The sequence below is a fragment of the Shewanella phaeophyticola genome (genome assembly GCF_025398315.1).
Taxonomy (GTDB): Bacteria; Pseudomonadota; Gammaproteobacteria; order Enterobacterales; family Shewanellaceae; genus Shewanella; species Shewanella phaeophyticola.
Genome location: NZ_JAODOQ010000001.1, coordinates 3,628,238 through 3,647,871 on the forward strand (window position 1 = coordinate 3,628,238; position 19,634 = coordinate 3,647,871).

Here is a 19,634-nt window from a genome sequence, read left to right on the forward strand (position 1 = left end):
CTATGATGCACTCAATTAGCAACAGTTTAATGCGCGTATACGCCATCACCACCAAAGAAATCAAACAGCTCAGCCGTGATCGAATTACCTTTGCGATGGTGATTATGATCCCGCTAATCCAGCTATTACTATTTGGCTATGCCATTAATACCGATGTACGCCAAATACCCGTGGCAATAGTGGACCAAAGCGACTCAGCTGCAGGCCGCTGGATAGTTGAAGCAATAAAAGTCACCCAAGTGGTTGATGTTAAAATGCACTTAACCACAGCCAAACAAGCCCAAGAGGCGATTCGGCGCGGCGACATAAAAGCCGCCTTAATTTTACCGCCCACATTGACGCAAAAAATCACCCATGACGAGCCGATAGGCCAATGGATTGTTGACGGTTCAGATACCATGATTGCCGGGGCAATCAAACAACTGCAAAACCTGTCGCTAAATGATGTACTGCCAGAGCCAACCAGCAGCCAGTCATTATTTGAGGTCAGCTTGTTTTATAACCCAGAGCAGCGCTCTGCGGTGAATATCGTCCCCGGTTTAATCGCGGTCATTCTCACCATGACCATGGTGCTTTTTACCTCATCGGCTATTGTGCGTGAGCGTGAGCGAGGCAACCTTGAATTACTCATTACTACGCCGATTAAATCCCTTGAACTGATGATAGGTAAAATTCTACCGTACATCGTTATCGGTTTAGTGCAAATGGCCATTATTTTGGGTTTGGGTCATGTTATTTTTGCCGTACCCATTGATGGCACCATCAGCCATTTGCTCATAGCAACCTTACTGTTTATTACCGCTAGCCTCACCCTAGGTTTAATTATTTCAACCATTGCCCAAACTCAACTTCAAGCCATGCAAATGACCATTTTTATTTTACTGCCCACGATATTACTGTCAGGGTTTATCACTCCATTAGAAGCCATGCCAAACGCAGCGCAGTGGATAGCAGAAATGTTACCCGGCACTCACTTTATGCGAGTCATTAGAGCTATTGTGTTAAAAGGTGCGACCTTAATGGAGCTCATTGACGATATTATCTGGCTCATTGGATTTACGTTGATAGGGCTAGGGGTGGCCGCCAAACGCTTTAACAAACGATTAGATTAACCTCCTAATATATTGATGTGTAAGAGGTTAACAAAGTAAAACAATGATTGAGTTTAGAAAGGGGTTATTTAAAAATCTCTATTAACAAAATAAGCATCGCCGTTACATTCTATATAAACGTTACAAGAAAAATCTGAAAGGCGGCCGCATTGCTTCACCACGATGCCATTACCGCCACGCTGCAACACTTGTAATTTGAGCGTTTTAACCATCGATGACAAACTGGGTAAATGATCTAACTTAGCTGGGTCTAATGAGTTTTCACAATAAGATGTTGTCACATCACCTAAGAATTGAGCTCTCAATCGCGACAACTCTTCTAAAGTATATGTGTCCACTTTACCCGCTTTGACACTATCCAATGCAACCTCGCCAGCATTGGTTTTAATAGACAAATTAGCGCAACCAGATACAAGTAAAACCGCTAACACTGATGTACCTAAGGCGGTTAAAAAACCCTTATTCATGTTAAATCCTTTTAAAAAAGCATGCTCATCACTGTAATGAACATGCTTAACACTTACATCGAGCCTGTTGATGTTTTAAGATGCGTTTCACCTTTATAAGTTTAACAGGCTCTAGCCTCTTAAAATTAGCTTTGTGCTTTTAATGCCCGCTGCTTAATAAAGTACTCACGGGTTAAGCCAAATACTACAGGGCTAAGTAATACCAGCGCGATTAAGTTTGGAATCGCCATCATTGCATTTAATGTATCGGCCAATAACCAAATAAACTCTAACGAGCTCACTGCGCCAATAGGCACAACTAAGGTAAAAACAAGACGAAATGGTTTAATGGCTTTATCGCCAAATAAGTACTGAATACATTTTTCACTGTAAAAGCTCCAACCTAATATCGTGGTAAACGCAAATACAGCTAAAGCAATGGCAACAATGTAGTTACCCATGGGCAGTGCATGCGAAAAGGCAAAGGATGTTAATGCCGCGCCGTTTTCACCAGAGGTCCAAGAGCCGGTAACCACAATAGCTAAACCGGTAATAGAACATACAATTAAAGTATCAATAAATGTACCTAGCATTGCCACCAGGCTATGCTTAACTGGATTATTAGTTTGCGCTGCGGCATGTGCAATCGGTGCACTCCCTAAACCCGCTTCATTTGAAAACACACCACGTGCAACACCAAAACGAATTGCAGCCCATACCGCTGCACCGGCAAAACCACCTTGAGCAGCAACAGGGTTAAAGGCACTTTCAACAATTAGCATAAACGCTGCTGGTACATCAGCGGCGTATACCACTAATACCGATATACCGGCAGTGATATAAAATACCGTCATTAATGGCACCAGTTTGCCAGCAACTTCAGCAATACGTTTAATGCCGCCCATCAGTACCGCGCCCACAAGCACCATTAACACCACGCCAGTGACCCAACTCGGTATATCAAAATTGCTGCTCATAGCATCAGCTACAGAGTTAGCCTGTACCGTATTACCAATACCAAAACCGGCAATCGATCCAAAAATCGCAAAGGCCGTACCTAACCAGGCCACTTGCTGCCTAAGCCATTTTTAATGTAATACATCGGTCCGCCAACATGGTTACCATTGGCATCAGTTTCACGATATTTAACTGCTAATACCGCCTCTGAAAACTTGGTCGCCATACCCACAAGAGCAGTGCACCACATCCAAAAAAGTGCACCAGAGTCACCAATAAAGATAGCTGTTGCAACCCCGGCAATATTACCCGTACCAATGGTGGCTGATAGCGATGTCATCAATGCATTGAAGGGGCTCACATCGCCTTTTTCACTGTCGTCATCGACCTGACGGCTCAGACCATAATAATTTAAATCCTCTTCCTAATTTTAAAATCGGCATTAATTTAAGGCCAATAGACAGGAATAACCCTACCCCTAAAATCATCACCAGCATGGGGACACCCCAAACAATGCTGTTGACTGTATTAATAAAACTTGTGATTGCTTCCATGTAAAACCTCATAATGAGTAAAGACGTCAGTCGAAAATTATTTTTTATTAGTATTATTGTTTTATTAGCTATTGTTATTATGGTTTCAACGGCTCAAACCCGTCACCATTATGATGTAATTTTTTAGGTTACCCTGATTACGCCAACCAAGGCAACCTAAGAAAAGATACGATGAATCATCTTCACAATAAAATCGCTTTTTCAGTTATTCTTTTTCGAGTATCACTTTTAAAGTCTCTAAACCTTGCTGTAAGTCATCGCCAATTATGGTTTCAAAATCAACAAATAAAAACATGAGGTTCATTGGGTAATTTAAATGGCCATTGAAGCCCCAATCCACTTTAGTTTGATGAGTATTTACAGCCTCGGTTGTCATAAAAGCTGGTTCTGTGGCTTCAAATGGCGACATAAAACGTAACTCGAAGTCGATACGTTTACCTTCGTCAATAGCGATGATCTCCTGCTCGCCAACCCCAACATCAGGGTTTTCACTGGCTACAAGCCGACACAAAACCGACAGTAGCATCGGTGCCACGATAGGTTTTATCCATATCAGGGTTCATTTGTGCCCACTTACTAAAGTTATCTTGGTTTTTAAGCTGCTTAACATAGTCAAACACCTCAGAGATGGGTTTATTGATGGTGACCGAGCGAATGACCGAATAATCGGATTGAATAAAAAGTGCAGCAACAAATGGAATTGCGGTGATAACAGCAAGCCCTAGGAGAATTTTTTTAACATTATTATTATCCTCAGTGATACAAAGCGTTACCTAAGTATACTAACTAACAGCAGGCTAACAATAAAGATTAACATTGCGATAACAAAAACACCGTTATGCCAAGCGAGTTAACCGCTGCGAGTATAATACCAATTCCATTAATTATCTGGTCATTCAGCGGGAGTTCTGTGTCTTCTAGGCAAGGAATAGAATTGTAGGCATAGTTGTTCTCGGCAACTGCTCCTGCGTTGCTCTACCTCCTGCGTCCATGCAGTCGTCGGCAACTGCTCCTGCGTTGCTCTACCTCCTGCGTCCATGCAGTCGTCGGCAACTGCTCCTGCGTTGCTCTACATCCTGCGTCCATGCAGTCGTCGGCAACTGCTCCTGCGTTGCTCTACATCCTGCATCCATGCAGTTGTACGTCAAAATGCTATTAAACAGCATAGAAAGCACAAAAAACCGCCTTGCAGGAGATAATCAGACCGTTCATTTCTTTGTTGCATTGCCTTAAAAGGAAATATTATTTCAACAATGCGCGTCAAACTGAACAATCTGAGTGACTCTGAATGGTCACATAATTAATGGAATGGGTATAACTAACGGTTAATCAATGGTCATCAGGCCTGTATTGCTGCACGTCATTAATGCTCATTGCTGTCAGGATTTTTTCAATGCATTGTTGGCAGATGCATTGGTTATCAGGCAAATCAGCCATAAGATTTGCTGTATTAAGTTGTTTAATGACAGATGGCTTGTCTAAGGTTTGTTTTGCACACCAACACGCATTGATGTCTAACCCTTGCGCAATGGCACAAGCATTAGCGTGTTGGCACAATGGGCAAATTTGTGTGGAAGAGAGTAATGATGTCATAGCTCGGCCTTATAGGAATGTCGTAAATATGAGTCAATATCGTCAAGATATATATGCTCATTAAGGGATGAAGGAGCAAAGACAGCATTCACATTTAGTGCATATGGAGTTTTTATCGTATTGATTTAGCAAATTACGTTAAATCAAAATAACGTTAAAAATGCCCATCAAGCCTAAACTTAATGGACAATATTTATCGTGTATTTTTATAGAGAAAAAATCACTGCTTATCACTCTTTTTAAGTGGGAAAACCGGATAAGACTCAGAACCTAAAATAGGGTTACCCGTAACTGACTGTCCATAATACCCTTGATGTTGATGATAAGTTTCTTTTGTTTCACTGACATCACCTTTAAAACGAGGATCTTGTGGGCGCTCAAACGAATTAATGTATGCCGCCACATCCCAAGCTTGCTGAACCGTAAGCTGGATACTTTTACCTAAAGGCATATTTTCATAGATAAAATCAGTAGCAGTATTCACTCTGTGCATACCAGCCCCCCAATTAAAACTTTGTGGCCCCCATAGTGGGGGAAGTGCAGCAATACCGGCAATCATTTGTCCTTGGCCATCTTCACCATGACACACTTGACAATGCGCTTTGTACACAGTCATACCGCGAGACAGGTGAATAGGCTAGCTCAGGTTGTGGCGTTTTAGGAAAACCTCGTCCAGGTAGTTGGCTTAGTGCTGCGATATCTAGATGATCACTGATGCCCTTAGGCATAGGGAAATCATCCCGCTTAGCACCTTTGACTAACTCAAGATCTGACAGTTCAGGCACTGTGCCCGCCACATTATATTGCGCCATTAATCCACTCATGCCCAACCAATATGAATAGGCAGATATTGCCACTAATTCTGGTGCCCCTGATACAGGTGCTTTGCCGTTCATCGAATAGCTAAAGCAGCCCTGGATCCTTTCTTGGAAAGAATTAACTTTATCGTTTTTCTTGCGATAAGCAGGATAAGCAAAATAAGCTGCCCAAAGTGGCGATGCATTGGCTTTTATTCCGGCATTCATATGGCAATTAACGCAGTTAAGCTCATTACCAACATACTTATTCCTAAGTTGTTGAGTATTTACAAACAGTTGATATCCCAAACGTACCTTGTCGCCAAACGCCCCTGTAGGAATATCGGCTAATGGTGCCGGCTGTAAATATTCATCAGTCGCTTTTTTCTCGACAGCGGGCAATGCTGCTTGACGATCGAGCAGTGTCGTTAAAGGATCTGATGATGTTGCAGTCGTAGCATTAGGCGCAAGTTCTGTTAATAATTCATTGGCTTGCAAAGGCAAACTAAATAGGACACCCATGCACAATATCGATAATAATTTCATAGCGATATCCTTATTTTATATTGGCAAAAAATTCAGATAAACCATCAATTTCAGCAGCCGTTAATTTCACAGCTATATTGCCCATCATATTATCTACGTCGCCTTTACGAGTCCCATTTTGCCATGATAGTAATTGCGTTTTAAGGTAACTAACCTCTTGACCAGCTAAACGAGGAAATTGACCTCCACCCACTCCAGATGAATCATGACAACTAGTACAAGCAGGAATGACTCGCGACCAATCACCTTGAAAAGCGAGTGCTTCAAAAGGATCACTAATGACAACCTTATCTCCACGGAATTGTAGCGGAATATCAGCAACAGGTTGTTGGCTAAAATATTCTGATACCACGGCAATATTATCTCCTTGCACCGTAGCTGCCATCGCTAACATCGTTGGGTTTTGACGTTTACCAGTTTGGAATAACGTGAGTTGATTATTTATATACTCGGCTGATAATCCTGCTAAACGCGGATCGATAACCCCCATACCTTGGCCTTGAGCACCATGGCAAGATGTACACAGTTGCGCGGCTGCTGGGATAGCCTGTTGTGAAGAAGTCTCTGCAGCATTGACAAGCATAACATTGCACATTGGTAGACTAAGCAAAATGCCGAACAGATAAAAGGATGTTTTCATCATCACACCTCTTTATTGAGCAATTATTGTTCTGTCACCATAAACCTAAAATGTTATAAAAAGAATACTAAAAAGGTCAAATATTAAAACAAAAACACCATTAACAATGTATTAATGATGTTAGGGACAATGACTTATTTGAGGTGTCTGTAAAAAAATAAATGTAAATAATCAACGCTAGGGCATTAGCGTTAAGTCATTTTTTTACTTTGGGCGCACACCTAACGTGTGGCAAATAGCATAAGTTAATTCTGCGCGGTTAAGGGTGTAAAAGTGGAAATCTTTAACGCCTTCACGTGCCAATACTTTCACCATATCAATGGCCACGTTCGCACCCACTAATTGGCGAGTGCCAGGATCATCATCTAAGCCATCAAACTGACGGTGTAACCAGTTTGGAATCGCCACATTGGTCATATCAGCAAAACGTTTCGTCTGCTTAAAGTTGGTCACAGGTAAGATACCAGGGATAATTTCAACATCAATACCAGCAGTAACACAGCGATCGCGAAAACGTAAGTATGATTCAACATCATAGAAAAACTGCGTAATAGCGCGGTTAGCACCTGCATCAATTTTCTTTTTAAGGTTAATCAAATCGGCTTGGGCATTACGCGCATCTGGATGCACCTCTGGATATGCTGCAACTGAAATATCAAAGTCAGCAACAGAGCGAAGTAAACGCACTAAGTCATTAGCAAAACGCGTTGGTTTTGGGCTGCCTGCAGGTAAGTCACCACGCAGGGCGACAATGTCTCTAATACCTGAGTTCCAATATTGTTTTGCTAACTCAATTAACTCTTCATCGCTGGCATCAACCAAGGTTAAATGTGGTGCAGCAACTAGATCGGTTTCTTTTTGGATACGTTCAATTACGCCATGAGTACGGTCACGGACACCCGAATTAGCACCATAAGTTACTGACACAAACTTAGGATTTAGCGGTTCTAAACGACGAATAGAGTTCCACAAAATCTCTTCCATTGCCGGTGTTGAAGGCGGGAAAAACTCAAAAGACACATTAATATCATTCAGCTCAGACAAGCTCTGATTTAACGACTGGGCATGTTGCGCATGATGAAAAGCCATAATGTATTCCTTCAACTTCTGTAAAACTTCGGAGTCTATACCAAGCGGTTAACTTCACTATATTAACTTGAACTATTTAGCCGTTTGGACGTCTATATGTCCATATACTAGTTTAACTGCATCTTAAGTCAAGCTAAAAAAACAGCAATAGAACAAATTAACTTAGCGCATAGTGTTACGGCTAAAAAGTCTTTAAAAATGGCAACAGTGTTTAAGGTTATCAATCGGCCAATCGAATTTTGCAACACAGACAAAAAAAGCGACCCTGGGTCGCTTATAAACGCTACAAATAAGATTTTGATATTACTCGTAATCTGAAGCGTAAGTTTCTTCATAAGTATGCGAGTAAAACTCAAATAAGTTTCCAAATGGATCTTCTAGGTACACCATTTTTGCAGGCTTGTTATCATCTTCTGGGTGGTAGCGCATAATGTCCATACGCACCTTGCCGCCATACTGTTCAGTGCGTGCAATGGCCCCTTCAAAGTCATCTGTTTGCAAACAAAAGTGGAAGATACCAAGACGCGTAAAGTCAACGTTGTGTCGTTCTTGACGATCGATCATTTCAAATAATTCAACACCAATACCGTCTGTTGTCACTAAATGCGCAATGTTAAAGCCTTTAAAACCTTCACCAAACACGGCAACACACATTTTACCAATGGCCGTTTTGCGCTCTTCTAGCACCTTGGTATTACCCATGACCACTCGCAACCCTAGCGCTTTGGTATAAAACTCAACGGCTTTATCCATATCGCCAACCATCAAACCTACGTGATTCATTTTCATCATTCGCTCCTAAAAAACATTAGTGATTAATTCGTCATTTGTTTCGATGGAATAATCTTACGGCGAACAAGTTATCAATAAAAATTATCAAATTTTATTGTATTAATAACTATGGGTTATTATTGAGCTTTATTCTGCTGCTAAGCTCAGCAATAAAGAGAGAATGTGAACGACAATAAAGCGTACACAAGCTATTAAGTGGTGACGTGTGGAAAGGTTATTCATGACTCCGTCTTTCAATGTCGAGCTCAATTAATAATGCACAATGAGCGTCATTTGCCGCATACTTTTTCTGGTGATCATGTAGAGGGAATATTGACCAATTTGATTGTTGTGCACTTTTAGATAGCCGTTGATTAAAAAACATCGCGACCGCAACTCTAGCGCCAACACGTTGCTTAACTTGGGCAAAACGCATCACTTTTGACGAAAGCTCCTCTGTATTAACTAACGTAATACCAAATTTTCTCAAGAGTATTTTTCTATCTTCTTTTAAACCAAAGCCCACCTTTTTTATCATAGGATCCGATAGTATTTGAGCAATGTCAGTAAAGTGTTCATAAAACTGAGTAGGAAATAAAAACACTTTGGATTGAGTGGCGATTTGAATTAAATGAGGTCCATTACTGACCTCACCTTTTATAAAACAGGGTTTGCTCTCGGTATCAAAGCCTAAACAGGAGTGCTTTTTTAACTCAGCTATGGCACTAATTGCGTCAGCTTTGTTTGTAATAACGATGATATTCTCAAGCGCAATACCGTCATAAAGCGGTAAATCTCGAATTTGCGCCTTTGTTGGCCGTTGCATTGGATATCCTTTAAATACAAAACTGCACTAATAATAAAAGACAAAAAAAAGACCATGTAACATGGTCTTTTCAGTCAACTTACTCTTGCAGTAAGTCTTTACAAATATGCACTAGGTCAGACTGAACCGCTGCTGCGGTCACCTCACGTCCAGCACCTGGACCGCGAATAATCAACGGGTTACCTTGATAAAACGCGCTGCGAATAACAAACACATTATCGCCTGGCGTTAAATTGGCATAAGGATGATTATTGTCTACCCATTGTAACCCGACTTCGGCTTGCAGTTTACCCTCAACGTTGTCTAACGAGGCGACGTAACGCAGCACCTTATCTTGTTCAGCGGCGGCAGTAAATTGCTGTAATAAATCATCATCTAATTCACTGATACGCCCTAAAAAGTCATTTAACGACAACTCTGCTAACGCTTTAGGCACCAATGAATTAAGCGCAATGTCATCTAACTCAACGGCTAGGCCAATTTCACGGGCTAAAATAAGCAACTTACGTTGCATATCACGGCCAGATAAATCATCACGAGGATCGGGTTCTGTAATCCCTAATCCACGCGCTTCAAGCACTAATTCAGAAAACGGTTTAGTGCCATCATAGTTTTCAAATAACCAACATAAGGTGCCAGAAAAAATCCCGCCCACAGCTTCAATGGTATCACCGCTGTTACGTAAATCGTTTAATGCATGTTGAATCGGCAAGCCTGCACCGCAGCTGGCATTATAACGCCAAAATAGCCGACGGTTACTCAGCTGCTGCTTTAACTCTCGGTAAAATGGCAATGGTCAGAGCCTGCTAGTTTATTGGCGCTCACTACATGAATACCGCGGGCAAATAACTCAGGGTACTGCAAAGTTAAGCTGGCACTAGCACTAATATCTAACGCCACTATTTCATCGCAAGCTAACAGGGCTAGTTGTTCAAATAACGACTCATAATCCCAAGCAGTGGCATGTGATTGATAATCTTGCTGCCAGTTATTGAGGTCGATACCATCGTTGGCAATCAGGGCTTTTTGCGAGCCGACCACCCCAATAAGCTCAACTGATGCTTCTAATTCACGGTCAAGTGTTGGGCTTGCACGTTTAAATAAATCTATCCATGCTTCGCCAATATTGCCCGCCCCCAATAACAACACGCCAATGCGCATTCTTGGACTCAGCACAACGGCGATGCACCTTTTGCGTTAATAAACTGACTTGGGCTTGTGGCACTAATGTCACTAAGCTAAGAGAATCTTGATAAACCGGTTTAGCATCGCGACTTAATAACCGTGCAAAACTGCGTCTAAAATGATGCGCATCAGCACTGACTAACGCCACTAACCCCAAATCAGATTGTATGGTTAATTCTTCGATTGCCCATTCATCGCGATATTGATTTAACACCGCTTGAACCTGCTTTTGGCTTTCTAAAGTAAAGGCCAGCTCAACTTTATGTTGAGCAAGTTCCCAATATGCCAATGGGGTTAAACCTGCCGCACGTAATACCTCAAATAGTGGCGCTATGTTGCTGTTCATTTTAAAGCTAAATAGCAGCACTTCATTTAAGTTGGTCACTACTGGCGCACTGGCAGATGAGCTCAAAGGCGCAATCAAGGTAAAGTCGGTGTGTGATGCATAGCTTGAACGCACCGCCAGACTGACTTCGGTATTAAACAAAGGCTGTAAAGTACGAGAGTGCAAAACAGGTGAACCTAAACGCGCAAGACGATCGGCTTCAGCTAAAGACATGCTTTTAAGTAATTTGGCGTCATTGATTTTATTAGGGTCGGCGTTAAATACCCCTTCAACATCGGTCCAAATCGTAACGCGATCAATGTCGGCTAGGCTAGCGATTAAAGTGGCACTAAAGTCAGAGCCATTACGGCCTAACAATAAGGTATCACCATGACGGTTAGCGCAAATAAATCCTGTTATCACTAAACGCTCTTGTGGGTGAAGCGCCAGTATAGCTTGCACTTTCTCGCGCGACTCTGGCACTAAAATATTCGGAACTGCGCCCTCTTCGGCAACTAAAATAGAACAGGCATCGACATGAGATGCCGCTACGCCTGTTTCACGCAATAGCGCGGCCATTAAACGTGCTGACCAACGTTCACCAAAACTCACAACCTGATTTAATTGATATTCGTTGTGGTGTTGTAACGACAATAAGCTGACTAATTGAGAGCGATCTGTCGACAAACGCTCACGTAAATCACGCGCTTGCTCATTCGACAATAACTGCTCAATCAGGGTTTGCTGGTAACTAATTAATACTTGCAGTTCTTCCTGCCAAAGTTGGCCGCTGTCACGCAAACTGAGTAATTTATATAAGAAGTTAGTGGTTTTACCGGCAGCCGACACCACCACAAGATCATCACTGTTACCGTGGGTCAATAAAATATGGGCAACACGGCGATAACAATCAGCATCCGCTAAACTAGAACCACCAAACTTATGTAAATGACCTCGCGCCATTACGCACTCCTTAAAACAACTACGACTTTTTTGCGGCTGCTATTTTACTTTATTTAACGAAAACTACAGCTAACATAAACGTAAATTAAGCTAATTAAACCCAGATTAAGATGATTTAATTGCTGCTACTGCGGCTAAACCTGCTTTAATATCAGTAACTAAATCATCAGCATCTTCAATACCGACAGATAGTCTCAATAAAGTGTCTTTAATACCAGCCTCTTGGCGTGCTTTAGCATCCATTGCTCTGTGAGTCATGGTGGCCGGAACGGCGACTAAACTTTCCACTCCGCCTAAACTTTCAGCAACACTGAATAAAGACAAGGCTTGTAAAAATGCCACAACTTCAGCCTCGCCGCCTTTTAACTCAAAACTTAACATAGCGCCAAAGCCTTGTTGCTGTTTTGCAGCGATTTCGTGACCTGGATGGTCTTTTAAACCTGGGTAATACACTTTGGCCACTAGGTCGCTAGTGTTAAGTAACTCAACGATTTTTTGTGCATTACGTTGATGTTCACGGATGCGTACAGCCAGGGTGCGTAAACCACGCAAGGTTAAATAGCTGTCAAATGCCGAACCAGTTAATCCAAGGGTGTTTGACCACCAATGTAATAGTTCACCTAATTCAGGGTCTTTAGCCACCACCGCACCACCTACCACATCACTATGGCCGTTAATGTATTTGGTGGTTGAATGAATAACGATATCAGCACCTAACAATAAAGGTTGCTGTAAAATTGGCGATAAAAAGGTGTTATCAACTGTCACTAGCGCACCAGCAGCTTGGCAAGCACGGCTCACGGCTTCAATATCAACCACGCGTAATAACGGATTAGAGGGTGTCTCTAACCACACCATTTTGGGCTTTTGCGCAATGGCTTTATTTAAAGCCTCTGCATCTGTTTGATCGACAACCAATAATTTAAATTGGCCTTTTTTGGCTAAATTGGTAAATAAACGGTAACTGCCGCCGTAACAATCGTGCGGCACAACCAATAAATCATCAGGCCCAAGTAAACTGGTCGCCAGTGTAATGGCAGCCATACCCGTGCATGTCACCACACCAGTGGTACCTTGTTCTAGCTGAGACAGCGCGTCACCTAAAATGTTACGTGTAGGATTACCCGAACGGCTATAGTCAAATTCACGCGGATTTTTATGGCCATCAAATGAATAATTGGTTGATAAATAAATCGGTGGTACCACAGCTCCGTGTTGTGTGTCTGATTCAATACCTTGGCGAACGGCCAATGTGGCGCTTTGATGCTTAGTCATAATGACTCCTAAAAAATTTCACAAACACACAAAGTAGATGTCTAGACGTCCAAATTTACCTAAGACACTGGCATTCGTCAACCAATATCAGCCGTTTAGACGTCTAAACATAAAGAAATCTATTTGCATTCATCACTAAATAGTAGCAATAATTTGACTAGAGATTGTAAGGGGTTAAAATCTGCCCCGTATTTATCGTTAAGGGTAAGTTAATGACTGAGTGGAATGGCGAATATATTAGCCCATATGCCGAGCATGGCAAAAAAAATGAGCAAGTAAAAAAGATTACGGTTTCTATCCCTTTAAAAGTATTAAAAGTACTAACCGATGAGCGCACTCGTCGTCAGATAAACAATCTGCGACATGCAACTAACAGTGAACTGCTATGCGAAGCTTTTTTGCATGCATACACAGGACAACCATTACCTAATGACGGCGACTTATCAAAAGATGAGCCTGACAGCATTCCAAGTGAAGCGAAAAAGTTAATGGATGAAATGGGTATCGAGTGGGAAGACATGGAATAACTCACTGGCTTAATCAATAGACTTTGAAACGACCCTTTTAAGAAGTCGTGATGTTTTTATAGAGAAATTATGATGTCACTTATCGATCCATCTACTTTGATATTGGCATCAGTTATCGTGTTTTTTGGCGCGCTAACCCAAAGCTTAATTGGCTTTGGGTTAGCCGTTGTTGCCAGCCCCCTTCTGTATATCGTTAGCCCCCAACTTGTGCCTGTTCCTATTGTGGTGATGGGTTTTGTTATTTCAGCCATGACGTTGTTTAGAGAACGCGGTCATCTGCAATTTAATGGTTTGCAATATGCGTTACTCGGACGGATCCCTGGTGGATTTGTAGGTGCGGGGTTATTAGTGTTTGCCCCGCAAGCCGTACTTGGATTGATAATCGCGGCGATTGTATATATTGCTGTTATCCTCAGCGTTTACAAAATTACCGCTCCCATTAACCGCATCAGCTTATTTATTGCCGGCATATTTTCCGGTATTTTTGGTAATATCGCTGCGATTGGTGGTGCACCAATGGCCATTTTACTCGCCGGACAAGATGTCAATCAATTTAGGGCGGCATTGTCAGCCTTCTTTTTAATTAGTTCACTGATTGCTTTAGCTATTTTGGCGATTTTCGGTTTGGTTGAAGCACAACACCTATGGTTATCACTGATGCTAATCCCGTCGATTGTTGGCGGCTATCTTGTATCAAGTTTGTTAATTAATCATATTGATAAAAATAAAACCCGCATTATTACTTTAGTGCTATGCAGCGTGAGCGCAACAGTCCTAGTGATAAAATCGTTGATGGCATTAATAAGTTAACCCCAAATTCATCTCTTTTTACACCTCAAAAAATATACGTTATACCTCTCTTACTGTTGTTGGTTGCTTTTTCATCAATCAATATGGCTCATTTGAAGCCGATTTGGTAGAGAGGGTGCATTCCATTAATCAGGATAAATAAGTGATCAGAAATTGCAGCAAGCTAGTTGTTCTGCCTTCAAAATTTCTAATGACGTTATAAGCGATTTTAGCCAATAAGAATGATCACATTCTTGTGCTGATTGGTATTAATCCGACCTATCAAGTATTCAGCCCGATTTGCAATAGATCTGTGTCACACAAGTTCATTAGATTTTTTCAATTAACTTTTTTTCAATTAGATTTTTCTCATGAATATGATCTACTTCAAGTTAACACTACCTACTTTTAGGTAACATTATTTACAGCAAAGACATAACTCCATATTGCTAAAGCACTACCTATAAAAAGCCCATAGAGGATAAACATGATGAAGACATATACAAAAGTTGGTATCGCAATCGCCATCGCATTATCTTTCGGTAGCCAGGCCATGGCAGCCGATGGTGGTAACCCGAAAAAAGGTAAACACCTATATAAAAAAGAATGTAAAGCCTGCCACAGTGCCGATAGTGAAGGTCCTGAACTGACTCCAATGGCAAAAACCATGAGCCAATGGGATCGTTTCTTCTCTCGTGACAAGCACAAAGCCAAACCAGCCATTTTTGAGGCGCTGTCAGAACAAGAATTGAAAGACATTCAACAATTTTTGTATGACCACGCAGCCGATTCTGACCAGCCAGCCACCTGCGGCTAAGTCAGTCAAACTGATCAACGTTTCGTCGTAAACGCCAGCATCAGCCAATAATCAATGAAAAAAAACCAATGGGGCTTAGCCTCAGGGGATCTGACAACAAAAATTTGCCAAATTGATGATTTTTTTGGCAAATATGGGGGAGAAAAACCATGAGAACACTTATCTCAATTCTCGTTGCCAACGCACTCTTTATGAGTGGTGCGAGTTTAGCTGCAGATAGCGATGTGCAAAAAATTGCCGAATTAGAAAAACAGCTTGCCGAAATTACAGATGATTTAGATTACTTAAACTCACGAGTAGACAAAACCGAACGTCATAGCGCATTAGACCGAATCGAAATTACCGGTGACTTTAGAACCAAAATGCATTCATTGCATTATCAAAACGTCACCTGGAACCCAGCAATGAACGTTAACTTTAGCGACTTTGCCAGCAAAGCAATGGCCGGTGACTTTGGTGACCCAAGCAGCGCAAGCTCACCTTTAGGGCAAATGATGGCCGCAAATCCTGACTTAGCCACAGCATTTCAAAGCGGCATGCTTCAAGGCGTAATGCCAATGGTGCTCGCACCAAAAACGCAACAAGATATCGATAATGATATTTTTTATACCACTCGCCTTCGCTTAAACATCAACGCAAAAGTATGGGACAACGTCAGCTTTGCAGGACGCTTAACCATGTTTAAAAGCTGGGGAGACTCTACCGGCGTTAAAGTTTTTGACTCTTGGAACTCGTTCACCATGGACGGTACCAGCAGCGGAAGCACCAGTGGTGACGAACTCAAAGTTGAGCGCGCCTACTTTAACTGGAAAGACATCAACGGCAGCGGCGCTTATCTTTCTATCGGTCGTCGCCCATCAACCTACGGCCTACCAAGCCATTACCGTGAAAACGAACTCCGTGGCGGCACCCCATCAGGCCACTTAGTTAACTTTAACTTCGACGGTGCAACTTTAGGTTACAACCTAAGCGACATCACAGGTATTGAAGGCCAAACCGTTCGTTTTTGTTACGGTCAAGGCTTTGAATCACAATACGGCAATGGCGAATTGTTTGGTGATATTGTCACCAAGGACACTCACTTAGGTGGATTTAACATCGACGTATTGAACGACGGTAACCACTTTGTGCAGTTAACGTTATTTGGTGCTAAAGATGTCAATGATGGGTTTACTGGCACCATGGCATTCCCATCACAGTTGGCAGGTATTTTTGCCCCAACCATGTACCAGGATATGCAAAAGTTTGACAACTTTAACTTTGTCACCAGAGTCCAACCTAGTGATGTGATTGGTGACATGTATTTAGGCGGTTTAGGTTATGCCTATGAATCTGACGAAGACATGAAGTTTTTGCTTCTTTAGGTTGGACCCGTGCAGAGCCAAGCGGTAATGCAGGTATGTTTGGGGGTATGTTAAGCGATGCAGTGTTTGAAGCCGAGCTTAACAGCACAGGAACTGAAATCATGATGGTTGCAGCTGAGGCAACCGACACGGATACCAAAGACGGTTACGGCGTGTATGTTGGAATGCAAATTCCAGCACCCTACGGCAAATTTGGTTTGGAATATAACTATGGTTCTAAATACTGGAGCCCGTTCACCCAAGCACAAGATGACCCAATCGGCAGTAAGTTAGCCACCCGCGGCCATGTTGCCGAGGCGTACTACATCTTTGACATTAACCCAAGAATGTTCATCAAGTTAGCCGGTTTATATTACGACTATGAATACACAGGCAGTGGCTCACCCGTAGGTGCCCCGCAAAAAGTAGATGACGTAATGGCTGGCACTGCATACTCAATGTTGCCCGTAATCGACACCGCCTACGACCTTAATGCTTCATTGACTATTAACTTCTAAACTTGGTCCCCCTGAGTGCAAGCTCAGGGGTAAGGACACTGATAATGAGAATATTAACCTCAATGGCGGTATTACTGTTGTTAAGCAGTAGCGCACAAGCCGCCTTTAATCACAAAGACGTGTTGCAAGTGCCATTTGAAAATGGCCAGAAGTCACCACTCAATGTTTAACCTGCCATAAAGAACACGCCGAAGACTTTATGAAATCATCTCACTGGACATGGGAGCTAGAACAAGAATTACCCGGCCGTACCGTTAAGCGTGGTAAAAAGAACAGTATTAATAACTTTTGCGTGTCGATATCGGGTAACGAACCACGCTGTACCAGTTGTCATGCTGGCTACGGTTGGAAAGACTCAAATTTTGACTTTAACGACATGACCAAAGTGGACTGCCTAGTGTGCCACGACACCACAGGGACATATGTTAAAGATCCTGGTGGCGCGGGGGAAGTGTTTGGAAAGGTCAACTTGCTCAGAGTGGCACAAAATGTTGGAAGCCCCGTACGCGATAACTGCGGCAGTTGCCATTTTTACGGCGGCGGCGGTGATGCGGTTAAACATGGCGACTTAGACTCGTCAATGTCTTACCCTGATCGCGAAACCGATGTACACATGGACACCGACGGCAATGATTTTCAGTGCCAAGATTGCCACGTGACTGAAAAACATCAAATTAGCGGTAATGCCATGGGCGTCTCACCAGGAGGCGAAACCAAAATTGGTTGTGTAAATTGTCATGACGGCGCACCGCATCAAAACAAAAAGCTCAACACCCATACCGCCACAGTGGCATGTCAAACGTGTCATATTCCATCATTTGCAAAAGTGGAACCCACCAAAATGCATTGGGACTGGTCGGCAGCAGGTCAAGACCTTGAAGATACTACTGATGAAAATGGCAAGCACACCTTTAACAAAAAGAAAGGCAGCTTTGTATGGCAAAAGGATGTTCCACCACAATATGCCTGGTTTAATGGTAACGCCGATGCCTACATGGCAGGCGATAAAATTGACCCAACTAAAACGGTAAAACTGGCTTACCCATTAGGCGACATTAACGACCCTAAAGCCAAGATTTATCCTTTTAAAGTGCATACTGGTAAGCAAATTTACGACTCAGAGTTGAATATTTTACTGACACCAAAAACTTATGGTGAAGGTGGATATTGGGATAAATTTGACTGGGACCTAGCTGCCAGATTAGGGATGGAAGCCAACCCAACTATGGTAGAAAAAGGCCTTAAATACAGCGGTAAACATGGCTTTGTTTCTACTGAAATGTGGTGGCGTATCAACCATATGGTTACGCCAAAAGACAAAGCATTACAATGTAATGACTGTCATAACAAAGGCGAGCGCTTAGACTGGAAAGCCCTAGGTTACGATGGCGACCCCATGAAAAACCGCAAAGGAGCTAAACACGCTAAAGCTGAGTAACTGATAAAATAGCGATTATTAGAAACCAAACCGCCATCGACTTATCGATGGCGGTTTTTTTGTACATATATCGCGTTTAACTCATGGCCAGTAAATCTAATCCCTGGCACTCAACATCTTGTTCAATGCCTGAAATCGGATCACAAAACCGTAAACGTTTAGCCAATAACTGTAAAGGTTTGTCAAAGTTATCAGGTCCTTTAGGCTGCAATGTAGGGTAAAAACGATCATGTAATATTGGCATACCTAAACTTTGCATGTGCACACGCAATTGATGCGTTTTTCCCGTAATAGGGCTTAACTCAAACAAGCCAACACCATTATTGACCGCCACTAAACTAATTTCAGAATGGCTATTTGCCTCGCCCTCAACCACCAGCATCGTAAAACTAGGTTTGCCTGCCTCAATACGATTTTTAACCGTCCAGCTAAGGGGTAACTCGCAAGTGTTATTGGCTAATTGCGTCAATATCTCAGGCGTTACTTTGGCAATAGCTTGATAATCTTTGCGGATATTGTCGTCTAAAAAAAGTTGATGATAAGCATGACGCGTTTGCGGATTGATGGTCATTAACATCACCCCTGCGGTATCTTTATCGAGCCGATGAGCCGGAGCCACTGTGTCTATTTGGGTGGCAATGCGTAACCGATGCACTAAACATTCGTTTACGTAGTTTCCGCCTGGGGTAACCGGTAAAAAATGCGGTTTGTAGACAATAATCGTGTCATTGTCTTGATGGAGTATCTGCTCATTAAACGGCACTTTGGTTTCAGCCTGCACCTCACGATAGTAATACACGCGCGCGGTGGCTTGGTAAGCGGTGTCAGCGTTAACCAGTTCGCCATTTTGCCAATGCACTTTGCCATCGTTAATCCGTTGCTGCCAAACACTAGCATCGATTTGCTTAAAATGATCCACCAAAAACGCCAACACAGTCGGGTATGGCTTACCTGCTAATTCGCTGTCACGGGGTAGCACAATATAGGAAGGCTGCGCCGCAATGGCAGAGGTGGAATGTGAAGCTGAATCGTTTGGGGCTAGATTTGACATAAAATAGACTATATACAAACATAGGAAAAGATTAATCACACTATGTTATCAGTGTATCGCCCATGATGCACC

At 42.4% G+C, this 19,634-nt stretch carries 13 protein-coding genes and 5 pseudogenes; 6 read left to right on the forward strand and 12 right to left on the reverse strand.

The genetic code is table 11. From position 1 onward, the window contains the following. Window positions 1–2: 2 nt before the first annotated feature. The gene (locus tag N4T56_RS16815; RefSeq protein ID WP_261734027.1) at window positions 3–1,112 is read left to right on the forward strand and encodes an ABC transporter permease; all 1,110 of its coding nucleotides are present in this window, start codon (window positions 3–5) and stop codon (window positions 1,110–1,112) included. A gap of 68 nt (window positions 1,113–1,180) precedes the next feature. Here the strand turns inward: N4T56_RS16815 and N4T56_RS16820 are convergent, their stop codons facing one another. The 11 genes and pseudogenes from N4T56_RS16820 to metB all read right to left on the reverse strand — a co-directional run bounded on the left by N4T56_RS16820 (window position 1,181) and on the right by metB (window position 13,079). Next, a complete protein-coding gene (locus N4T56_RS16820) occupies window positions 1,181–1,579 on the reverse strand; it encodes a hypothetical protein (RefSeq protein ID WP_261734028.1) in 399 nt (132 codons plus the stop codon). A gap of 125 nt (window positions 1,580–1,704) precedes the next feature. Then, window positions 1,705–3,069, reverse strand: a pseudogene (locus N4T56_RS16825) (alanine/glycine:cation symporter family protein). Window positions 3,070–3,274: 205 nt separating this feature from the next. Beyond that, window positions 3,275–3,604, reverse strand: coding sequence for an SRPBCC family protein (locus N4T56_RS16830; protein ID WP_261734029.1), 330 nt, complete (start codon window positions 3,602–3,604; stop codon window positions 3,275–3,277). 794 nt (window positions 3,605–4,398) lie between these two features. After that, window positions 4,399–4,662, reverse strand: coding sequence for a cysteine-rich CWC family protein (locus N4T56_RS16835; RefSeq protein ID WP_261734030.1), 264 nt, complete (start codon window positions 4,660–4,662; stop codon window positions 4,399–4,401). 220 nt (window positions 4,663–4,882) lie between these two features. Next, window positions 4,883–6,005 (reverse strand): annotated as a pseudogene (locus N4T56_RS16845) (c-type cytochrome). A 10-nt stretch (window positions 6,006–6,015) separates the two neighbouring features. Beyond that, the gene (locus N4T56_RS16850) at window positions 6,016–6,588 is read right to left on the reverse strand and encodes a c-type cytochrome (protein WP_261734033.1); all 573 of its coding nucleotides are present in this window, start codon (window positions 6,586–6,588) and stop codon (window positions 6,016–6,018) included. 261 nt (window positions 6,589–6,849) lie between these two features. Beyond that, a complete protein-coding gene (gene metF, locus N4T56_RS16855; RefSeq protein ID WP_261734034.1) occupies window positions 6,850–7,734 on the reverse strand; it encodes a methylenetetrahydrofolate reductase in 885 nt (294 codons plus the stop codon). 303 nt (window positions 7,735–8,037) lie between these two features. Beyond that, the gene (locus N4T56_RS16860) at window positions 8,038–8,523 is read right to left on the reverse strand and encodes a VOC family protein (RefSeq protein ID WP_261734860.1); all 486 of its coding nucleotides are present in this window, start codon (window positions 8,521–8,523) and stop codon (window positions 8,038–8,040) included. Between the two features lie 217 nt (window positions 8,524–8,740). After that, a complete protein-coding gene (locus N4T56_RS16865) occupies window positions 8,741–9,331 on the reverse strand; it encodes a 3'-5' exonuclease (RefSeq protein WP_261734035.1) in 591 nt (196 codons plus the stop codon). A gap of 79 nt (window positions 9,332–9,410) precedes the next feature. Next, window positions 9,411–11,804: pseudogene (locus N4T56_RS16870) on the reverse strand (bifunctional aspartate kinase/homoserine dehydrogenase II). A 105-nt stretch (window positions 11,805–11,909) separates the two neighbouring features. Continuing rightward, a complete protein-coding gene (gene metB / locus N4T56_RS16875; protein ID WP_261734036.1) occupies window positions 11,910–13,079 on the reverse strand; it encodes a cystathionine gamma-synthase in 1,170 nt (389 codons plus the stop codon). A gap of 212 nt (window positions 13,080–13,291) precedes the next feature. Here metB and metJ point away from each other — a divergent pair, with 212 nt between their 5' ends. From metJ to N4T56_RS16900, 5 genes and pseudogenes are all read left to right on the forward strand, one after another. Then, entirely contained in the window at window positions 13,292–13,606 is a 315-nt protein-coding gene (gene metJ, locus N4T56_RS16880; RefSeq protein ID WP_188918310.1) for a met regulon transcriptional regulator MetJ, read from the forward strand. Between the two features lie 69 nt (window positions 13,607–13,675). Further along, the gene (locus tag N4T56_RS16885; RefSeq protein WP_261734037.1) at window positions 13,676–14,416 is read left to right on the forward strand and encodes a sulfite exporter TauE/SafE family protein; all 741 of its coding nucleotides are present in this window, start codon (window positions 13,676–13,678) and stop codon (window positions 14,414–14,416) included. Window positions 14,417–14,882: 466 nt separating this feature from the next. Next, window positions 14,883–15,212: a c-type cytochrome gene (locus N4T56_RS16890; protein ID WP_261734038.1), complete on the forward strand. Its 330-nt coding sequence runs from the start codon at window positions 14,883–14,885 to the stop codon at window positions 15,210–15,212. A gap of 149 nt (window positions 15,213–15,361) precedes the next feature. Beyond that, window positions 15,362–17,073: pseudogene (locus tag N4T56_RS16895) on the forward strand (DUF3373 domain-containing protein). 62 nt (window positions 17,074–17,135) lie between these two features. Next, window positions 17,136–18,511 (forward strand): annotated as a pseudogene (locus N4T56_RS16900) (tetrathionate reductase family octaheme c-type cytochrome). A 76-nt stretch (window positions 18,512–18,587) separates the two neighbouring features. On the opposite strand, the gene N4T56_RS16905 reads toward N4T56_RS16900, so the two are convergent. Next, window positions 18,588–19,562, reverse strand: a complete 975-nt coding sequence (locus tag N4T56_RS16905) for a pseudouridine synthase (protein ID WP_261734039.1) — start codon at window positions 19,560–19,562, stop codon at window positions 18,588–18,590. Between the last annotated feature and the right edge of the window lie 72 nt (window positions 19,563–19,634).